General features: G+C 46.1%; 19 protein-coding genes and 1 tRNA gene. 10 read left to right on the top strand and 10 right to left on the bottom strand.

Translation table 11 applies throughout. The features are described 5' to 3' along the window. The 3 genes from ACTHSX_RS07415 (at window position 1) to ACTHSX_RS07405 (ending at window position 1873) form a co-directional block, all read left to right on the top strand. Window positions 1-75 (top strand) — tRNA-Gln (locus tag ACTHSX_RS07415). A gap of 176 nt (window positions 76-251) precedes the next feature. Next, window positions 252-1235: a ribose-phosphate pyrophosphokinase gene (locus ACTHSX_RS07410; protein WP_101755247.1), complete on the top strand. Its 984-nt coding sequence runs from the start codon at window positions 252-254 to the stop codon at window positions 1233-1235. Between the two features lie 65 nt (window positions 1236-1300). Further along, a complete protein-coding gene (locus tag ACTHSX_RS07405; protein WP_004519902.1) occupies window positions 1301-1873 on the top strand; it encodes a 50S ribosomal protein L25/general stress protein Ctc in 573 nt (190 codons plus the stop codon). 108 nt (window positions 1874-1981) lie between these two features. On the opposite strand, the gene hscB is transcribed toward ACTHSX_RS07405, so the two are convergent. After that, entirely contained in the window at window positions 1982-2482 is a 501-nt protein-coding gene (gene hscB, locus ACTHSX_RS07400; RefSeq protein WP_308111709.1) for a Fe-S protein assembly co-chaperone HscB, read from the bottom strand. Between the two features lie 78 nt (window positions 2483-2560). Here hscB and ACTHSX_RS07395 point away from each other — a divergent pair, with 78 nt between their 5' ends. Next, on the top strand, window positions 2561-2782 hold the full coding sequence (locus ACTHSX_RS07395) for an alternative ribosome-rescue factor A (RefSeq protein ID WP_440377261.1): 222 nt from the start codon (window positions 2561-2563) through the stop codon (window positions 2780-2782). Here ACTHSX_RS07395 and iscA read toward each other — a convergent pair. From iscA to iscR, 7 genes are all read right to left on the bottom strand, one after another. After that, window positions 2742-3062, bottom strand: coding sequence for an iron-sulfur cluster assembly protein IscA (gene iscA, locus ACTHSX_RS07390; protein WP_063075834.1), 321 nt, complete (start codon window positions 3060-3062; stop codon window positions 2742-2744). The genes ACTHSX_RS07395 and iscA overlap by 41 nt on opposite strands. Before the next feature lie 69 nt (window positions 3063-3131). Next, the gene (locus tag ACTHSX_RS07385) at window positions 3132-3377 is read right to left on the bottom strand and encodes a recombinase RecA (RefSeq protein ID WP_440377260.1); all 246 of its coding nucleotides are present in this window, start codon (window positions 3375-3377) and stop codon (window positions 3132-3134) included. Between the two features lie 245 nt (window positions 3378-3622). Next, the gene (iscU, locus tag ACTHSX_RS07380; RefSeq protein ID WP_003674559.1) at window positions 3623-4009 is read right to left on the bottom strand and encodes a Fe-S cluster assembly scaffold IscU; all 387 of its coding nucleotides are present in this window, start codon (window positions 4007-4009) and stop codon (window positions 3623-3625) included. 68 nt (window positions 4010-4077) lie between these two features. Then, window positions 4078-4206 (bottom strand): hypothetical protein, encoded by a 129-nt coding sequence (locus ACTHSX_RS07375; protein ID WP_002234986.1) that lies wholly within the window; start codon window positions 4204-4206, stop codon window positions 4078-4080. Window positions 4207-4465: 259 nt separating this feature from the next. Continuing rightward, window positions 4466-4894: a hypothetical protein gene (locus ACTHSX_RS07370; RefSeq protein WP_440377259.1), complete on the bottom strand. Its 429-nt coding sequence runs from the start codon at window positions 4892-4894 to the stop codon at window positions 4466-4468. 161 nt (window positions 4895-5055) lie between these two features. Next, window positions 5056-6270 carry an IscS subfamily cysteine desulfurase gene (locus ACTHSX_RS07365; protein ID WP_440377258.1) on the bottom strand — a complete coding sequence of 405 codons (1215 nt, stop codon included), beginning with the start codon at window positions 6268-6270 and terminating at the stop codon, window positions 5056-5058. Between the two features lie 51 nt (window positions 6271-6321). Beyond that, a complete protein-coding gene (gene iscR / locus ACTHSX_RS07360; protein ID WP_003680774.1) occupies window positions 6322-6768 on the bottom strand; it encodes a Fe-S cluster assembly transcriptional regulator IscR in 447 nt (148 codons plus the stop codon). A gap of 358 nt (window positions 6769-7126) precedes the next feature. On the opposite strand from iscR, the gene ACTHSX_RS07355 reads away from it, so the two are divergent. Then, window positions 7127-8299 (top strand): alpha-hydroxy acid oxidase, encoded by a 1173-nt coding sequence (locus ACTHSX_RS07355; RefSeq protein ID WP_440377257.1) that lies wholly within the window; start codon window positions 7127-7129, stop codon window positions 8297-8299. Between the two features lie 61 nt (window positions 8300-8360). Here the strand turns inward: ACTHSX_RS07355 and ACTHSX_RS07350 are convergent, their stop codons facing one another. Beyond that, the gene (locus tag ACTHSX_RS07350) at window positions 8361-10166 is read right to left on the bottom strand and encodes a protein-disulfide reductase DsbD (protein ID WP_440377256.1); all 1806 of its coding nucleotides are present in this window, start codon (window positions 10164-10166) and stop codon (window positions 8361-8363) included. A 218-nt stretch (window positions 10167-10384) separates the two neighbouring features. Next, entirely contained in the window at window positions 10385-11158 is a 774-nt protein-coding gene (gene folE2 / locus ACTHSX_RS07345) for a GTP cyclohydrolase FolE2 (protein ID WP_070461792.1), read from the bottom strand. A gap of 178 nt (window positions 11159-11336) precedes the next feature. Here folE2 and ACTHSX_RS07340 point away from each other — a divergent pair, with 178 nt between their 5' ends. From ACTHSX_RS07340 to ACTHSX_RS07320, 5 genes are all read left to right on the top strand, one after another. Beyond that, window positions 11337-12494: a trans-sulfuration enzyme family protein gene (locus ACTHSX_RS07340; RefSeq protein WP_440377255.1), complete on the top strand. Its 1158-nt coding sequence runs from the start codon at window positions 11337-11339 to the stop codon at window positions 12492-12494. A gap of 66 nt (window positions 12495-12560) precedes the next feature. Continuing rightward, complete coding sequence (locus ACTHSX_RS07335; protein ID WP_440377254.1) at window positions 12561-13430, top strand: hypothetical protein; 870 nt, start codon at window positions 12561-12563, stop codon at window positions 13428-13430. Between the two features lie 33 nt (window positions 13431-13463). Next, window positions 13464-13919: an META domain-containing protein gene (locus tag ACTHSX_RS07330; RefSeq protein WP_440377253.1), complete on the top strand. Its 456-nt coding sequence runs from the start codon at window positions 13464-13466 to the stop codon at window positions 13917-13919. A gap of 98 nt (window positions 13920-14017) precedes the next feature. Next, window positions 14018-14797, top strand: a complete 780-nt coding sequence (locus tag ACTHSX_RS07325; RefSeq protein WP_070608885.1) for a ferredoxin--NADP reductase — start codon at window positions 14018-14020, stop codon at window positions 14795-14797. A 77-nt stretch (window positions 14798-14874) separates the two neighbouring features. Continuing rightward, the gene (locus ACTHSX_RS07320; RefSeq protein ID WP_440377252.1) at window positions 14875-15882 is read left to right on the top strand and encodes an adenosine deaminase; all 1008 of its coding nucleotides are present in this window, start codon (window positions 14875-14877) and stop codon (window positions 15880-15882) included. Window positions 15883-15893: the final 11 nt, after the last annotated feature.

Genomic DNA, 15893 nt, shown 5'->3' with positions numbered 1-15893 from the left:
GGGGAGTCGTCAAGCGGTTAAGACACTGGATTTTGATTCCAGCATGCGAAGGTTCGAATCCTTCCTCCCCAGCCAAATAAAAGCGTGTAAGTTTTCTTACACGCTTTTTTACGCGCAGAGCGAAATAACGCTGAAAAACTTTTTTTTACCCGTCTTTATGCGTATAATCGCGCAATTAGTGTCTTAGACATAGGGCAAAGGGAAGCGTAATGTTTTCTGCGCGTAAATCAAATCTAGAATCAGGTGAAGATATGGCTGCTTATGACAGTTTAATGGTGTTTACCGGTAATGCAAATCCGGAATTGGCGCAACGTGTTGTCAAACATTTGGATATTTCACTCGGTGAAGCCACCGTTTCCAAATTCTCTGATGGTGAAGTAGCCATTGAGTTGTTGGAAAATGTGCGTGGTCGCGATGTGTTTATTTTGCAACCTACCTGCGCGCCAACCAATGATAACCTGATGGAAATTTTGACTATGGCTGATGCACTTAAACGTGCTTCTGCCGGTCGTATTACTGCTGCGATTCCTTACTTTGGCTATGCGCGTCAAGATCGCCGTCCTCGCTCTGTCCGTGTGCCGATTTCTGCTAAATTGGTAGCGAATATGTTGTACTCAGCAGGCATCGACCGCGTATTGACTGTTGACTTGCATGCCGACCAAATTCAAGGTTTCTTTGATATTCCGGTAGATAATATTTACGCTACCCCGATTTTATTGAACGATATTAAACAACAACGTATCGACAATTTGACTGTTGTCAGCCCTGATATTGGTGGTGTTGTACGTGCACGTGCTGTTGCTAAATCTTTAAATGCTGATTTGGCCATTATTGATAAACGTCGTCCTAAAGCCAACGTGGCTGAAGTGATGAATATTATTGGTGATATTCAAGGCCGTACTTGCTTAATCGTAGATGATATGATCGATACGGCAAATACTTTGTGTAAAGCGGCTGTTGCCCTGAAAGAGCGCGGTGCGGATCGTGTACTGGCATACGCCAGCCATGCAGTATTCTCCGGCGAAGCAGTGAATCGAATTGCTTCTTCCGAAATTGACCAAGTAGTTGTGACAGATACGATTCCGTTGTCTGAAGCAGCTAAGAAATGTGAACGCATCCGTCAAGTTACCATTGCCGGTTTGCTGGCTGAAACGGTACGCCGTATCAGCAATGAAGAATCCGTCTCATATCTTTTCAATGAGGATGTGATGACTGGTGGCATGTTGCTGCCATAACCCGATGTCGTCTTAAGCTGGTCGCGGCCGATGACGACGATTTTATCTAAATTGGAGTATTAAACATGACTTACGAAATTCAAGCCTCTGTTCGCGAAGCCCAAGGCACTGGTGCGAGCCGCCGCCTGCGTCGCGAAGGCCAAATCCCTGGCATTCTGTACGGTGAAGGTCAAGAGCCTGTTGCTATCGCTGTAGACCACAAAACTGTATTCTACGCATTGGAAAAAGAATCTTTCCATACTGCTTTGATTAAACTGTCTTTGAACGGTGAAACTAAAGACGTTATCGTGCGTGACTTCCAAATGCACCCATTCCGTCGCGAAGTTCAACACATCGACTTCCAAGCTGTAAAAGCTGATCAACCTGTACGCATCCGCGTTCCTCTGCACATTGTTAACGCTGAAAACTCTCAAGCTGTTAAATTGCAAGGTGGTCGCGTATCTCTGTTGAATACTTCTGTTGAAGTAGTTGCTTTGCCTGCAAACATTCCTGCTTTCTTGGAGCTGGATTGTGCATCAGTTGTTGCCGGCGACATTCTGCACTTGTCAGACATCAAATTGCCAGAAGGTGTTGAAAGCGTTTCTCTGAAACGTAACGAAAACCTGGCTGTTGCTACTGTTACCGGTAAAAAACGCTAATCGGTAGTTAATATAAGAAAACCGTATCAGATAAATCTGATACGGTTTTTGTTTTACATATAAAATCATTTGCTATAAAACTTAGGCAAATGTAACAGCATATGTACTTTATAAGATTGAAGCAATTTCATTGCGAAGCTTATTAAGAAAGCGTCCATGCCGTACCCATTGTGCGGCTGATTCATAATCCTGTTGTTCAAATGCTTGTTGCAAATCTTGATATAGGTTGCTTTGTACTTCTTGAATTTCTTGATCCAGTGCTCGGATGGCATCATGGTTTTGTTCCATTTGAGCATCCATCAATGTTTCCCGCCATTCCATCTGCTGCATGAGGAATTCTGGTGAAAACGAAGTGTGTTCAGGTGCATCAGCATCGATATTTTGGCTTTTCAAGAGATAAGCAGCCCGATCAATAGGGCTTTTTAATGTGCGGTAGGCATCATTAATTGTAGAAGACATCATGACGGCTTGTTTCTGCTCAAAAGCTGAAGCAGAAGCAAATTTATCGGGATGAAAACGGGCTGCTAAAGTTCGATAGCTTTGTTCGAGTGCTTCGGTATCAATATTGAAAGATGGCTCAAGCTGGAAGAGGTTGAAGTATTGAGACATGATATTAAAGGAAAAATCTAAAGAAGAGGATTATTTTACGATATAATCCGGAAAATGTTTATACGAAAGGAAAACAATATGACCGGTAAGGTACAACATAATAAAGGCAAAATACGAGACAATGTCTTAAAAGCCTTAGTCAAATCTGATTTGTTCCGACACCAAGTAGAACGAAAAAGAAAAGGCAAAGGTAGCTATAATAGGCAAGAAGCCAAAAAATGGCGGGATGGTTTTGATACTTTCCCGCCATTTTTATTTTTTAAACGTGGAAGCTCTCACCGCAGCCGCAAGAGTCTTTAACGTTTGGGTTTTCAAATTTGAAACCTTCCTGTAAGCCTTCTTTGGTGTAATCAACTTGCGTGCCATCTAGATAAACCAAGCTTTTTGGATCGATATAAACGCGTGCGCCGTGTTCTTCAAAAATCAGGTCGTCCTCGTTCACTTCATCGACAAATTCAAGGTTGTATGCCATGCCTGAGCAGCCACTGGTTTTCACACCCAAGCGCACACCCAAGCCTTTGCCACGTTTGGTCAGGTAGCCGTTGATGTGTTTGGCTGCGTTTTCTGTGATGGTAATCATGCTTTTTTCCTCATTTCGCAATCATTTTCTGTTTTGCCTGTTTTTTTATTTCAGACGGCCTCTTGACGCTCAGGCCGTCTGAAAACGCTGTTGTGCCCACTCTATTGCAGCAGCAATGGCAGCTTTTGCCTGCGGACTGTTTTTCCAACAGGTCGAGCCGGTCAATTGTGCGCCCTGTTCCAAAATATCGTCCAAATCTGCCGCCGCCAGCTTGGCAACATCATCCAACCCCATTTGCTGCAAACGTTGCAATATGGTTTTACCTATGCCTTTGACAGTAAGTAGGGATTGGATTTCTTCATCAGTAAAAGGCATATCGTCTTCTTTGATTTTGCTGAATATAAGCAGCAGCTTATTGCTCTCTCCCTAACCCTCTCCCGCGGGAGAGGGGATAGATTGGTAGGTAGTCCCAAATTTGGCAGCAACTTCAAAACGATTAGTTTCTGCATACTTAGTTTTTCCCCACAAAAGAAGAGGGGAATAAACCACCAGATTTGCTTTTCTCGAAGAGTTGCCAGGAATCTTGGGAGCACCTGCCGACAAAGGTTCGCTGAATCCGGTTATTTATTTTCCTGACGTTTGCGATAGTCGGCAACGGCCGCTTTTACCGCATCTTCAGCTAAAATGGAACAGTGGATTTTAACTGGAGGCAATTCCAATTCTTCAGCGATTTCACTGTTTTTGATTGCCAGCGCATCATCCAGGCTTTTGCCTTTGACCCACTCGGTGATCAGGCTGGAAGAAGCGATGGCAGAACCGCAACCGTAAGTTTTGAATTTTGCATCTTCGATAATACCCTCATCGTTTACTTTGATTTGCAGACGCATTACGTCACCGCAGGCTGGTGCACCGACCATGCCGGTACCGACAGATTCGTCGTTTTTGTCGAAAGTACCAACGTTGCGGGGATTTTCGTAGTGGTCGATTACTTTATCGCTGTATGCCATGATGTGGTTTCCTTTGTGTTTTTAGTGGTGTAAATGGTTTGTTTACGAATATTCAGACGGCCTGAAGTTTAGATTTTACACGCGCCGCCTTCGCAACCGTCGTCGTTTTCCGAATCGACGCCGCCCTCTACGGTAACGCCGTCAAAATCTTCAAGCAGGTTGTCGAGATTGTCCAAATCTAAATCTTGTTCGTTCATGGTTTTGTATCCTTGATTTTAATGTGGTGGCTTTTAGGTCGTCTGAAAAGGTCTTTGGAGATTTTCAGACGACCTTTTTTATTTATTAGGTAGCTTGGGTTGTTAAACCCAACATTTCGGGTGCTTTGATAGGCTTGTTGGTTTTTTTCAACCCAACCTACGCTTGCTTTTTTATTTTTAATGTGAGGGTTGGATAGATTGAATCGTCAAATCTCACATTTTTTGGGGCTTAACAAATTTATTGAATTTTCAACCCAACCTACACTTGCTTTTTAAAAGAATTTATTAACTCTCTTAAACTATCAAAATCATCTTTACTAAAATCAATACAAGCACTTCTAGCTCCGTCTTTATAAAATGGAGTAATCGAATAATTTCTAGGTAGAACCATGTTATATTTTTGGGCGAAGAGAAAAGTTCTCTCTATATCAACCTGAATATTTTCAAAATCCTTAAAGATAGCATCAAATTCTTTTTGGGTTAAAAATGAAGGACCATTTATTAATAATGTCCCTGCTTGATAAATAACAAGCCAAATACTTGTTACTTTATTTTCCTCATTTTCTTTAGGCTTAATTTCGACCTGCCTGCCATTTTGTTCCCACTTTTCAATGCATTGATAATTTTCCAACTCAACAAGCGAGTATGTTCCATTATTGTATTCAAAATGCTCTTTTAAAATTTTCATTTTAGTCAGTCTCCTAAGGTTAGCTAAATTAACATCAAAAACACATCAAACAGCCCAGTATTAAGTAGGTTAAATTATCAACCCCACCTACGTTCGCTTGATTTGGCTTTTAGGTCGTCTGAAAGGTCTTTTTAGGATTTTCAGACGACCTTTTCTTTGAGTTAATGCGCCGCCCACTCGATCGAATTCAAATCAATCCCGTCTTTGAACATTTCCCACAGAGGCGACAGTTCACGCAGTTTGCCGATTTTGGATTTAATCAGTTCTGCTGCGAATTGGACTTCTTCTTCGGTGGTCATGCGGCCGAAGGTGATGCGTAGGGAAGAGTGCGCTAATTCGTCATTGCGGCCGAGCGCGCGCAGGACGTAGCTTGGTTCGAGGCTGGCAGAAGTACAGGCGGAGCCGCTGGATACGGCGAGTTCTTTGACCGCCATAATCAGGCTTTCGCCTTCGACGAAGTTGAAGCTGACGTTCAGGTTGTTCGGGGCGCGGTGTTCGAGGTCGCCGTTGATATAGACTTCTTCGATGCCTTCGATGCCTTTGAGGAAGATGTCGCGCAGTTTTCGGTAGTGTGCCATGTCTTGCTCGAGTTCTTCTTTGGCGATGCGGAAGGCTTCGCCCATGCCGACGATTTGGTGGGTCGGCAAGGTGCCGCTGCGGAAGCCGCGTTCGTGGCCGCCGCCGTGCATTTGGGCTTCGAGGCGGACGCGTGGTTTACGGCGTACATACAGGGCACCGATGCCTTTAGGGCCGTATACTTTGTGGCCGGACATAGACAGCAAATCAACTTTGGTGGCTTCAACGTCGACAGGCACTTTACCGCATGCTTGTGCTGCATCAACGTGGAAAATGATTTTGCGTTCGCGGCAGATTTCGCCGATGGCAGGAATATCTTGAACCACGCCGATTTCGTTGTTTACCCACATGACGGAAACGAGGATGGTGTCTTCGCGGATGGCGGCTTTCAGTACGTCTAAATCAACCAAACCGTTTTCTTGTACGTCCAGATAAGTTACTTCGTAACCTTGGCGTTCGAGTTCGCGCATGGTGTCGAGCACGGCTTTGTGCTCGGTTTTTACGGTGATGAGGTGGTTGCCTTTAGATTTGTAGAAGTGCGCCGCGCCTTTGATGGCGAGGTTGTTGGACTCGGTTGCGCCGCTGGTGAAAACGATTTCTTTAGAGTCGGCGTTAATCAGGGCTGCAATGTCTGCACGTGCTTTTTCTACGGCTTCTTCTGCTTCCCAACCGAAGCTATGGCTGTTGGAGGCCGGATTGCCGAAAATATCGGACAGGTAGGGAATCATTTTTTCGGCAACGCGGCGGTCAACGGGAGTAGTGGCGGCGTAGTCGAGGTATACGGGGGTTTTGACGGTCATGGTTTGCTCTTTCGTTTGGTCATCTGCCTGCGGTCTTTGCCGTAGGTCGGTTTAATGAATGTGTGTAAAGGTAACGACATGACTGCTGTCGCTGCAGTTTTTTTGTTCAATGATGCTTTGCAGCGTAACGCCGCTGAGGTAATCATTGATGGTTTTGTTTAAGTTTTCCCAAAGGTCGTGGGTCAGGCAGGGGGCGCCGTGGTTGCAGTTTGCTTTGCTGCCGCATTGCGTGGCATCCAGTCGGTCTTCGGCTGCGGAGATGATTTGTGCAATATTGATTTGCTCGGCGGGAGCGGCAAGGATATAGCCTCCGCCGGGGCCGCGTAGGCTTTCAACCAATCCGGCACGGCGCAGCTTGCTGAATAATTGTTCGAGGTAGGAAAGCGATATGCTTTGTCGTTCGCTGATGGCACTGAGTTTGACAGCGCCGGTTTGCGCGTTCATCGCCAAATCTATCATGGCGGTTACTGCAAATCGCCCTTTGGTAGTCAGTCTCATGGTGTGGTTGCCTGTGTGGGGCGTTTTTATTAGTGGGGGAATTGTCTAATATCTGAGTGTTTCAGTCAAGTATGTGGCGGCTTGGTTTGATTGTTTGTTTAAATGGTGGCATTGGCTGATTTTTAAATCGGAAAATATTTTCTTTATTTTTCTGCGATTTGGATTTAAGGCCGTCTGAAAAAAGGCTATCAACCTTACAAATATCAGGGTTAAAATGTTTTGATTTAATATTGATAGTGATATAGATTATCAAATTATTCTTAAAATTTAGTTGTTTTGATGGAGTAAAATAATGAGGTGTTTGAAATGTCCAGACGGCCTTGATCGTCCATCTTTACCTTAACAGAGGCAATCGACAATGAAATGTGATTTAAGCAAAATAACCTGTATCGAAGACTTGCGCCTTGTTGCCAAACGTAAAATGCCGCGTATGTTTTATGACTATATTGACTCAGGCTCTTGGACGGAAACCACTTATCGTGAAAATACTTCGGATTTTAAAGACATCCGTTTCCGTCAAAAAGTATTGGTTAATATGGAAGGACGCAGCCTTGAGACCAAAATGATCGGGCAGGATGTGAAAATGCCGGTGGCGATTGCACCGACCGGTTTTACTGGCATGGCGCACGCCGACGGTGAAATCTTGGCGGCGCGGGCGGCGGAAAAATTCGGTATCCCGTTTACGCTTTCAACCATGTCCATTTGTTCGATTGAAGATGTGGCTGAAAACACCAGCGCGCCGTTTTGGTTTCAGCTTTATGTGATGCGCGACCGCGAGTTTATGGAGAACCTGATTAAGCGTGCAAAAGATGCTAATTGTTCGGCTTTGGTATTGACTGCCGATTTGCAGGTTTTGGGTCAACGCCACAAAGACATTAAAAACGGCCTGTCTGCGCCGCCGAAACCGACCATTGCCAATTTAATCAATTTGGCGACCAAACCGGAATGGTGTATGAAAATGCTGAACACGGAACGCCGCACCTTCCGCAATATCGTCGGTCATGCGAAAAACGTCGGTGATTTGTCTTCGCTGTCTTCATGGACTTCCGAACAATTCGACCCGCGCTTGAGCTGGGACGATGTGGCGCGCATTAAAGATTTATGGGGCGGCAAGCTGATTATCAAAGGCATTATGGAGCCTGAAGATGCGGAAAAGGCAGCGAAAAGCGGTGCAGACGCATTGGTCGTTTCCAATCATGGCGGCCGTCAGCTTGACGATACTGTGTCTGCCATTAAGGCTTTGCCTGATGTGGTCAGCGCGGTGGGTAGCGACATCGAGGTTTGGATGGACAGCGGTATCCGCAGCGGTCAGGATATTTTGAAGGCTTGGGCTTTGGGTGCGAAAGGTACGATGATAGGCCGGGCGTTCCTGTATGGTTTGGGTGCGTATGGTGAAGAAGGTGTAACCCGTGCGCTGGAAATCCTGTATAAAGAAATGGATATTTCCATGGCGTTTACCGGTCATCGCAATATTCAAGATGTGGATTCCAGCATTTTGCGTTCTACACATTGGCCTCAAGATGAATTTTAATTTCTGAACATAAGAAAAGGCCGTCTGAAAATCTGTTTTCAGACGGCCTTTTTATAGACGGCTATTTCTCGTTTTTGCGATACCATTCGATAAAGGCATCGGGTTTGACAAAGCCTAATAAGGCTTCGCTATGACTGCCGTCGGCGCGGACAACAAACACGCCCGGAGGGCCGAAGAGGCCGTATTCTTTCAGTAAGGCCTGATGGTCAGGAGTGTTGGCGGTTACATCGATTTGGAAGAAGCGCTGCATATCGACTGCTTCGTGTACCTGCGGTTGGTTGAGCGTGTAGGCGGCCATTTCTTTGCAGGATACGCACCAGTCGGCGTAGAAATCAATCAGCACGGGCTTGCTTGGGTCGGCTTTCAAGGCAGCATCCATAGCGGCTTTAAGTTCGCCGACATCGGTAAACATCTTGCCGTGTTCGGTTTCTTGTCCGGCTTCGGATGGCGGAACCAGCGTTAAGAAGTGGTGCAGGGCGGTGGTTTGTTTATTAAAGCTTTGCCAGCCAAACCATGAGCCGCCAATCAGCAGTAAAAAGCCCAATACGGCGGCAACTGTTTTCAGACGGCCTTTTTGTTTGCCGGATTTCGTCAAAAGCATAAGGGCAGGAACAATCATCAGCAAGGTGTAGAGGCTGACTACTGCGAAATAAGGCAGATGCGGTGTGGCAAGGTATACGGCAACGGCCAGTAAGATGAAGCCGAATGCGTATTTGATGCCATTCATCCAGTCGCCTGCTTTAGGCAGGATATGGCCGCCGAATGTGCCGATGATGATGAGCGGTACGCCGGTACCAAGCGCCAAGACATAAAGCGCAAGACCGCCCAATACAGCATCGCCGGTCTGGCCGATATAGCCCAAAGCAAATGCCAGCGGAGGCGCAACGCAAGGGCCGACAATCAGGGCGGACAAAATACCCATGATGAAGACGGAAATGATTTTGCCGCCGGAGAGTTTGTTGCTTTGGTTTTGGAAATAGGATTGGACGGAGTTGGGCAGCTGGATATTGAAGAGGCCGAACATGGACAGCGCCAGTATTACCATCAACGCGGCGGCGGCAAGTACAACCCACGGCTGTTGTAGCCATACAGTCAACAGCGCGCCGGTCAAACCGGCAATTACGCCGACCAAGGTATAGGTCAATGCCAAACCTTGTACATACACCATAGACAAAGTGAACGCGCGGCCTTTGCCGGCTTTTTTATCGCCCACGACAATGCTGGAAACAATCGGCAGGAGCGGATACATACAGGCTGTAAAGCTTAAGCCCAAACCTGCGACAAAAAACGCCAACAGGTTGGCGTTTAAAGTATCCCAAGAGAGCTTGAAGCGGCTGCTGTCGGGATTGTTTGTACTGGGTTGCGTGGGCATTTGGCCGTCTGAAGAGGCGGACGGTTGCAAGAATCGGTCTTTGGCGGAAACCGGCTCGTCGCTTTGCGGCTGGTAAACCCCGTTGCCTTTTACGTCAAACTCGGTGTCCACAGGCGGATAACATACACCCACTTCGGCACAGCCTTGATAAGTCAGCGTCAGTTTGTATTGCGGTGCGGCTTGTTTGTAAGGCAGGTCAACCTGTGCGGTATGGTGGTAAACCGTTTGTTTGCCGAAGAATTCGTCTTCTTTTTCTTCGCCTTTGCTGAATTTGGGTTCACCCAAGACTTTGTCAGGATTGGTCGCTGCAACGATTTTGGACTGGTACATATAGTAGCCGTCAGCGATCTTGAACTGCACGCTGATGCCTTGATCGGTTACATTGACTTGAGGTACAAAGGCTTGCTCTGGAGGCAGCAAATCATTGGCATCTACTGCGAATGCGAAGCTGCTCAAGCCTAAAAATGCAATGAGGAAATAAAGGAATTTTTTCATAGTATCTACGGAGATGCCGTTGAGGAACCGTCATTATAAATGATGGACAAAACAATCGGCTTAATTTAAGTTAAATATTGCGAGAGAAATCTAATGCTTTTGAATTATATCGAAATAGGGTTGCCCATATATGACCGATAGTCTCATGTTATCGTTCAATCTATGCCAAAGGCCGTCTGAAATTTTCAGACGGCCTTTGTTTCTCTTCGGCTCGGCTTTTAAGGATAAGCGATATAAGCGTAAGCGGAATGGTTGTGTATCGATTCAAAGTTTTCGCTTTCGACGACGAACGATTCGATGCGTTTATCGGCAATCAGTGCAGTGGCCACATCGCGAACCATGTCTTCGACAAACTTCGGATTTTCGTATGCTTTTTCCGTTACATACTTCTCGTCAGGGCGTTTGAGCAAACCGTAGAGCTGGCAGCTTGCCTGTGCTTCGACGTAATCGATGATTTCTTCGATGCCTACATCCGCGTTTGCAATCAGGCTGACGGTCACATGAGAACGTTGGTTATGCGCGCCGTATTGGGAAATTTCTTTGGAACACGGACACAATGAAGTAACCGGAACCATTACTTTCAGATTGTGGCTGTATGTACCGTTTTTGATTTCGCCGGTCAGGGTGACATCATAGTCGAGCAACGATTGGATGCCGGAGACAGGCGCACTTTTCTTGCGGAAAAACGGGAAGGAAACGCTGATTTTGCCGGAATGCGAATCCAACAGGGCAACCATATCGGCGGTCAGCTTGTGCAGCGTATCGAAATCCAAAGCATCGGTTTGTTTTTCCATCAGGGCGACAAAGCGCGACATATGCGTGCCTTTTTGGTCGGCAGGCAGGAAAACCGTCATGGTCAGGCGGGCGACGGTGGATTGTTCGCCTTCTTTGCTTTTGAGGGAAATTGGAAAGCGCAGGTCTTTGATGCCGACCTGATTAATTGGCAGGTTGCGTAAATCGCGGCTGGATTGCACGTCTGCAATGGCGTTCATGCGTGGTATGTCCTTCATGATAGGATTGTTGAGATGCGTGTGGAGGGAATCGGCTCGTGTCGGCCAATTTGCAAATGCGAGATTATATCACTTGCTTTATCCGCCTGCATTGATTGTTTCTATTTTTCAGATAGTGATAAAATCTTCGATTATTCACATCTACATAGGCAGAGACCAAATGAAATTCGCCACGAAAGCCATTCATTCCAGCTACGATTGCGACGAACACAACCGTGCGCTGATGCCGCCCATTTATCAAAACAGTATGTTTGCATTGCACGAGATTGGCGAAAATGTGCCTTACCGCTACTCGCGCCTGAGCAACCCGACCCGTCAGGTATTGGAAGATACGGTTGCCGATTTGGAGCATGGTGCGGCCGGCTTTGCGTTTTCCAGCGGTATGGCGGGGATTGATGCCGTGTGGCGTACTTTCCTGCGCCCGGGCGATACCATTGTCGCGGTCGCCGATATTTACGGCGGTGCTTATGATTTATTGGTCGATGTTTATCAAAAATGGGGTGTGAACGTTGTTTTTGCCGATTTGGGTAATCCGGATAATTTGGACGAGCTGCTTAAAGCGCACAATGTCAAATTGGTTTGGCTGGAAACGCCGTCCAACCCGCTTTTGCGCTTGGTAGACATCAAAGCGCTTGCAGCGAAAGCCAAAGCAGCCGGTGCACTGGTCGGCATCGACAATACCTTTGCCACGCCGTATCTGCAACAGCCGTTGGATATGGGTTGCGATTTTGTGTTCCATTCCGCTACCAAATATTTGTGCGGCCATTCGGACGTATTGATGGGCGTAGTTGTTGCCAAAACCAAAGAACTGGCGCAGCCTTTGCACGATATGATGGTGCATACCGGCGCGATTGCAGGCCCGATGGATTGCTGGTTGGTTTTGCGCGGTATCAAAACGCTGGCTCTGCGCATGAATGCCCATTGCCAAAACGCACTCGAAATTGCGCGCCGTTTGGAAACCCATCCTGCCATTGAAAAAGTGTTCTATCCCGGCCTGCCATCTCACGAACATTATGAACTCGCCCAAGCACAAATGCCCAAAGGCATCGGCGGCGTGGTTACGGTTTATCTCAAAAATGACACGCGTGAAGCGGCCAATAGCGTGATTAAAAACATGAAACTGGTCAAAATGGCTTCCAGCCTCGGCGGCGTGGAAAGTTTGGTTAACCATTGCTACTCCCAGTCCCACAGCGGCGTACCACATGATGTGAAAATGGAGATGGGCATCAAAGTCGGCCTGTTGCGTTTCTCTGTCGGTATCGAAGACGTAGATGATATTTGGAACGATATTTCCAAAGCATTGGATACGACTTTGTAAATAAGGCTTAAAGGCCGTCTGAAGGTGAATCGTTTTTCAGACGGCCTTTAAATTATGGTGATTAAGATGAATATCCCTGAAAAATTTATTCGTCCATTTCCCTCTCCGGAAGAAGTTTTTTCTGAAGAGATAGAGCGACATGCGAAACATTTCTTGCCCATTTGTTCGCTTAATCTTCAATTTATACGTCCTGATAGTGAAGAGTTCTGGATACATTTCGTCCAGCCTGCGGAAATTCATTCGGGTTGCGTAGGTGAGCATACATCGGCATTTCATGACCGCTATAATTTTGAAGACAGCATTTGTTTTGATGTTGATGAAAACGGTAAATATCGGTTTAATGGCGATTGGCGTTTTTTTATTTTGGAAAACAAGGAAATGCCGTCTGAAATCAAAATCAGAATAACAGAACAGGCGCAAAAGATTGCGGAAAAACAGGGTATGAGTTTTGATCAGGCAGCTTGGTATAAAACGCCGTATATTTATCGGCAGGATACGCAGGAAGAATTAGAAAACGTATATAGAATCAATCATCTTTGTTTTAATGCCATCAAAAATTTGTATCTGAAATATGGAAAATTCCTTCAGGGATATGTACCTATTGAGCTGGATAGCAAATATACTTTGGAAGAATTGGTTGCACTAAAGGAAGCTGCAGATTCACAATGTCAGGATGCCGGGTTGGATAGAGATTTGATTGAGGATGCCGGTGGATTATCAGAGGGTATGTTGGAAGAAGGTTTTAACCATATTGATGAAATGTTCCAAGAAGAGTACGGTAATTTAATGGATACACCCAAACGAGATGATGGAAAAGTTTTTCCTTATGTCGGCTATTTGAGCGGATATAAATTTCAGGAATATGGTTGCGATGAGTTGTACCTATTTTTTGATGCGGACAGTAAAAAAACCGTTGTCCATTTGGTATACAGTTAGACGATAAAGAAGATTTCTAAAAAAGGATGAGTCATGAAAACCCTTATTTCAGCAATGATTGGTGCATTTGTATTGGTTGCTTGTTCTACGCCTGCCGATAAGCCTTTATCAAGTCAGCCACATATTTCTTCTAGCAAATCATCTGAATCACATCAAATGAAAATACCTACTTTAGCCGCCAAATGGCGTGTGGTTTCTTTCAATAAATTCACCGAAAAAGATTTGGCCGGTACTGATGCCTATCTGGATTTGAGCGAGATGCCTAAGGCGTATGGCAAGATGGGGTGTAACGGTATGATGTTCCAAGCCAATACGATTGGTTCGGACAAAATTGATTTTGGCCATATTGCGGTAAGCATGATGCTGTGTGAAGACATGAAGCTGGAAGATGCGTTTTTGCGCAAACAAAGCGTGTGGAACTATCGTTTTGACGGTAACGATTTGATTTTGGAACAAAAAGGCATCAGTATCCGTTTGCGTCGTGAATAATCTTAAAGGCCGTCTGAAAATAAATATTTCAGACGGCCTTTTGAATCTTTATAATAAGCCCTATTTGAAACTGATACCGAATATTAAGGAAACCTATTATGGCAGCTTCTCCAGAAGCCAAGTTTACCGAAGAAAAAGTCTTGTGGATCAAACACCATACACCTAAGCTGATGACTTTTGCCATCAGCCGTCCTGAGTCCTACCGTTTTTCGGCAGGGCAGTTTTCGCGCCTTGGTTTCCGTGACGGCGAGGGCTTTATTTGGCGCGCGTATTCTGTCGTGTCTGCCGAATACGCCGATACGCTTGAGTATTTCGCGGTGTTAATCGAAGGCGGCCCGATGTCGGCGCGTTTTGCAGCAATGAAAGAGGGCGATACCATTTTGCTGGATAAAACGGCTACCGGTTTCCTCTTGCCCGAGCGTTTCCCCGACGGCAAAGATTTGGTCATGCTCTGCACGGGTTCCGGCATTGCGCCTTTCCTCTCTATTATCGAGCAGCCTGAAATCTGGCAGCGTTTCGACCGTTTGGTTTTGGCGCATTCCGTCTCTTATGCTGACGAGTTGATTTTCAACCAACGCCTTGCCGATTTGAAAGAGCATCCGCTGATTGAAGAATATTTCCATAAATTCACTTTTGTTCCGGTCACTACGCGTGAGGAAACAGAAGGCGCATTGAGCGGCAAACGGATTCCCGAATTGCTGAAGAATGGCGGCTTGGAAGAAAAAGTCGGCTTCAAGTTTACCAAAGCCGATACGCGCTTTATGGTTTGCGGCAATCCGGCAATGGTCAAAGACACTTTCCAAGCCCTGATGGATTTGGGCTATGCCATGCACCGCAACCGCATCCCCGGCGAAATTATGATGGAAAATGGTTTTTAACAGATAAATAGTCAAAGGCCGTCTGAAAGTTTCAGACGGCCTTCAATATTAAATATAAACCGAAAATCAGAGAAAATATGAATATCAAACAATTTATCCAAGCCCTGCCCAAAGCCGAGCTGCACGTTCATATCGAAGGAACGTTCGAGCCGGAGTTGATGTTTGAAATCGCCAAGCGCAACCACATAGCGATTCCTTATGAAAATGTCGATGCGGTACGGCAGGCTTATGATTTTCACAATTTGCAGTCGTTTTTGGATATTTATTATGCCGGTGCCGGCGTATTGCTGCACGAGGCGGATTTTTACGATTTGACCCGCGCGTATCTTGAGCGTTGCCGCGAAGACAATGTCGTACATACGGAAATATTTTTCGATCCGCAAACCCATACTGCGCGTGGCGTGGCGTTTGAAACCGTGATTAACGGCATTGTCCGAGCCTGCCGTGAAGCCGGGCAGCAATGGGGTATAAGCACGCGTTTGATTATGTGTTTCCTGCGTCATTTATCGGAAGAAAGCGCATTTGAAACCTTAAATCAGGCTTTGCCTTATAAAGAACACATCATCGGCGTAGGCTTGGATTCGAGCGAATTGGGGCATCCACCATCTAAGTTTGAACGCGTGTTTGCGCAGGCGCGGGTGGAGGGTTTGTTGACGGTGGCCCATGCCGGAGAAGAAGGCCCGCCGGAATATGTTTATGAGGCTTTGGATTTACTGCATATCCGCCGTGTCGATCATGGCGTACGGGCGGAAGAAGATGAGGCATTGATGGCGCGTTTGATTAAAGAACAAATGCCGTTGACCGTTTGCCCGTTGAGCAATTTGAAATTAAAAGTGTTCCCTGAGATGGCAAAACACAATTTGCGCTGTATGTTGCAACGCGGCGTGTTGGTAACTGTCAATTCCGACGATCCGGCGTATTTCGGCGGCTATATGAACCGCAATTTTGAAGCGCTTGCCGAGTCTTTGGATTTGAGTGCGGAAGAAATCAAAACCTTGTGCGCCAATTCGTTCCGCGCTTCGTTTTTGAGCGAGGCGGAAAAGGAAGAGTGGATACGGAAGATTGAAAGTTTTAATGTTGAATAACGATAAAAGGC

Origin of the sequence: Neisseria sp. P0014.S002, from assembly GCF_051958295.1 — a bacterium.
Lineage (GTDB): Bacteria > Pseudomonadota > Gammaproteobacteria > Burkholderiales > Neisseriaceae > Neisseria > Neisseria flavescens_B.
This window is presented reverse-complemented; position numbering and strand designations above follow the sequence as displayed.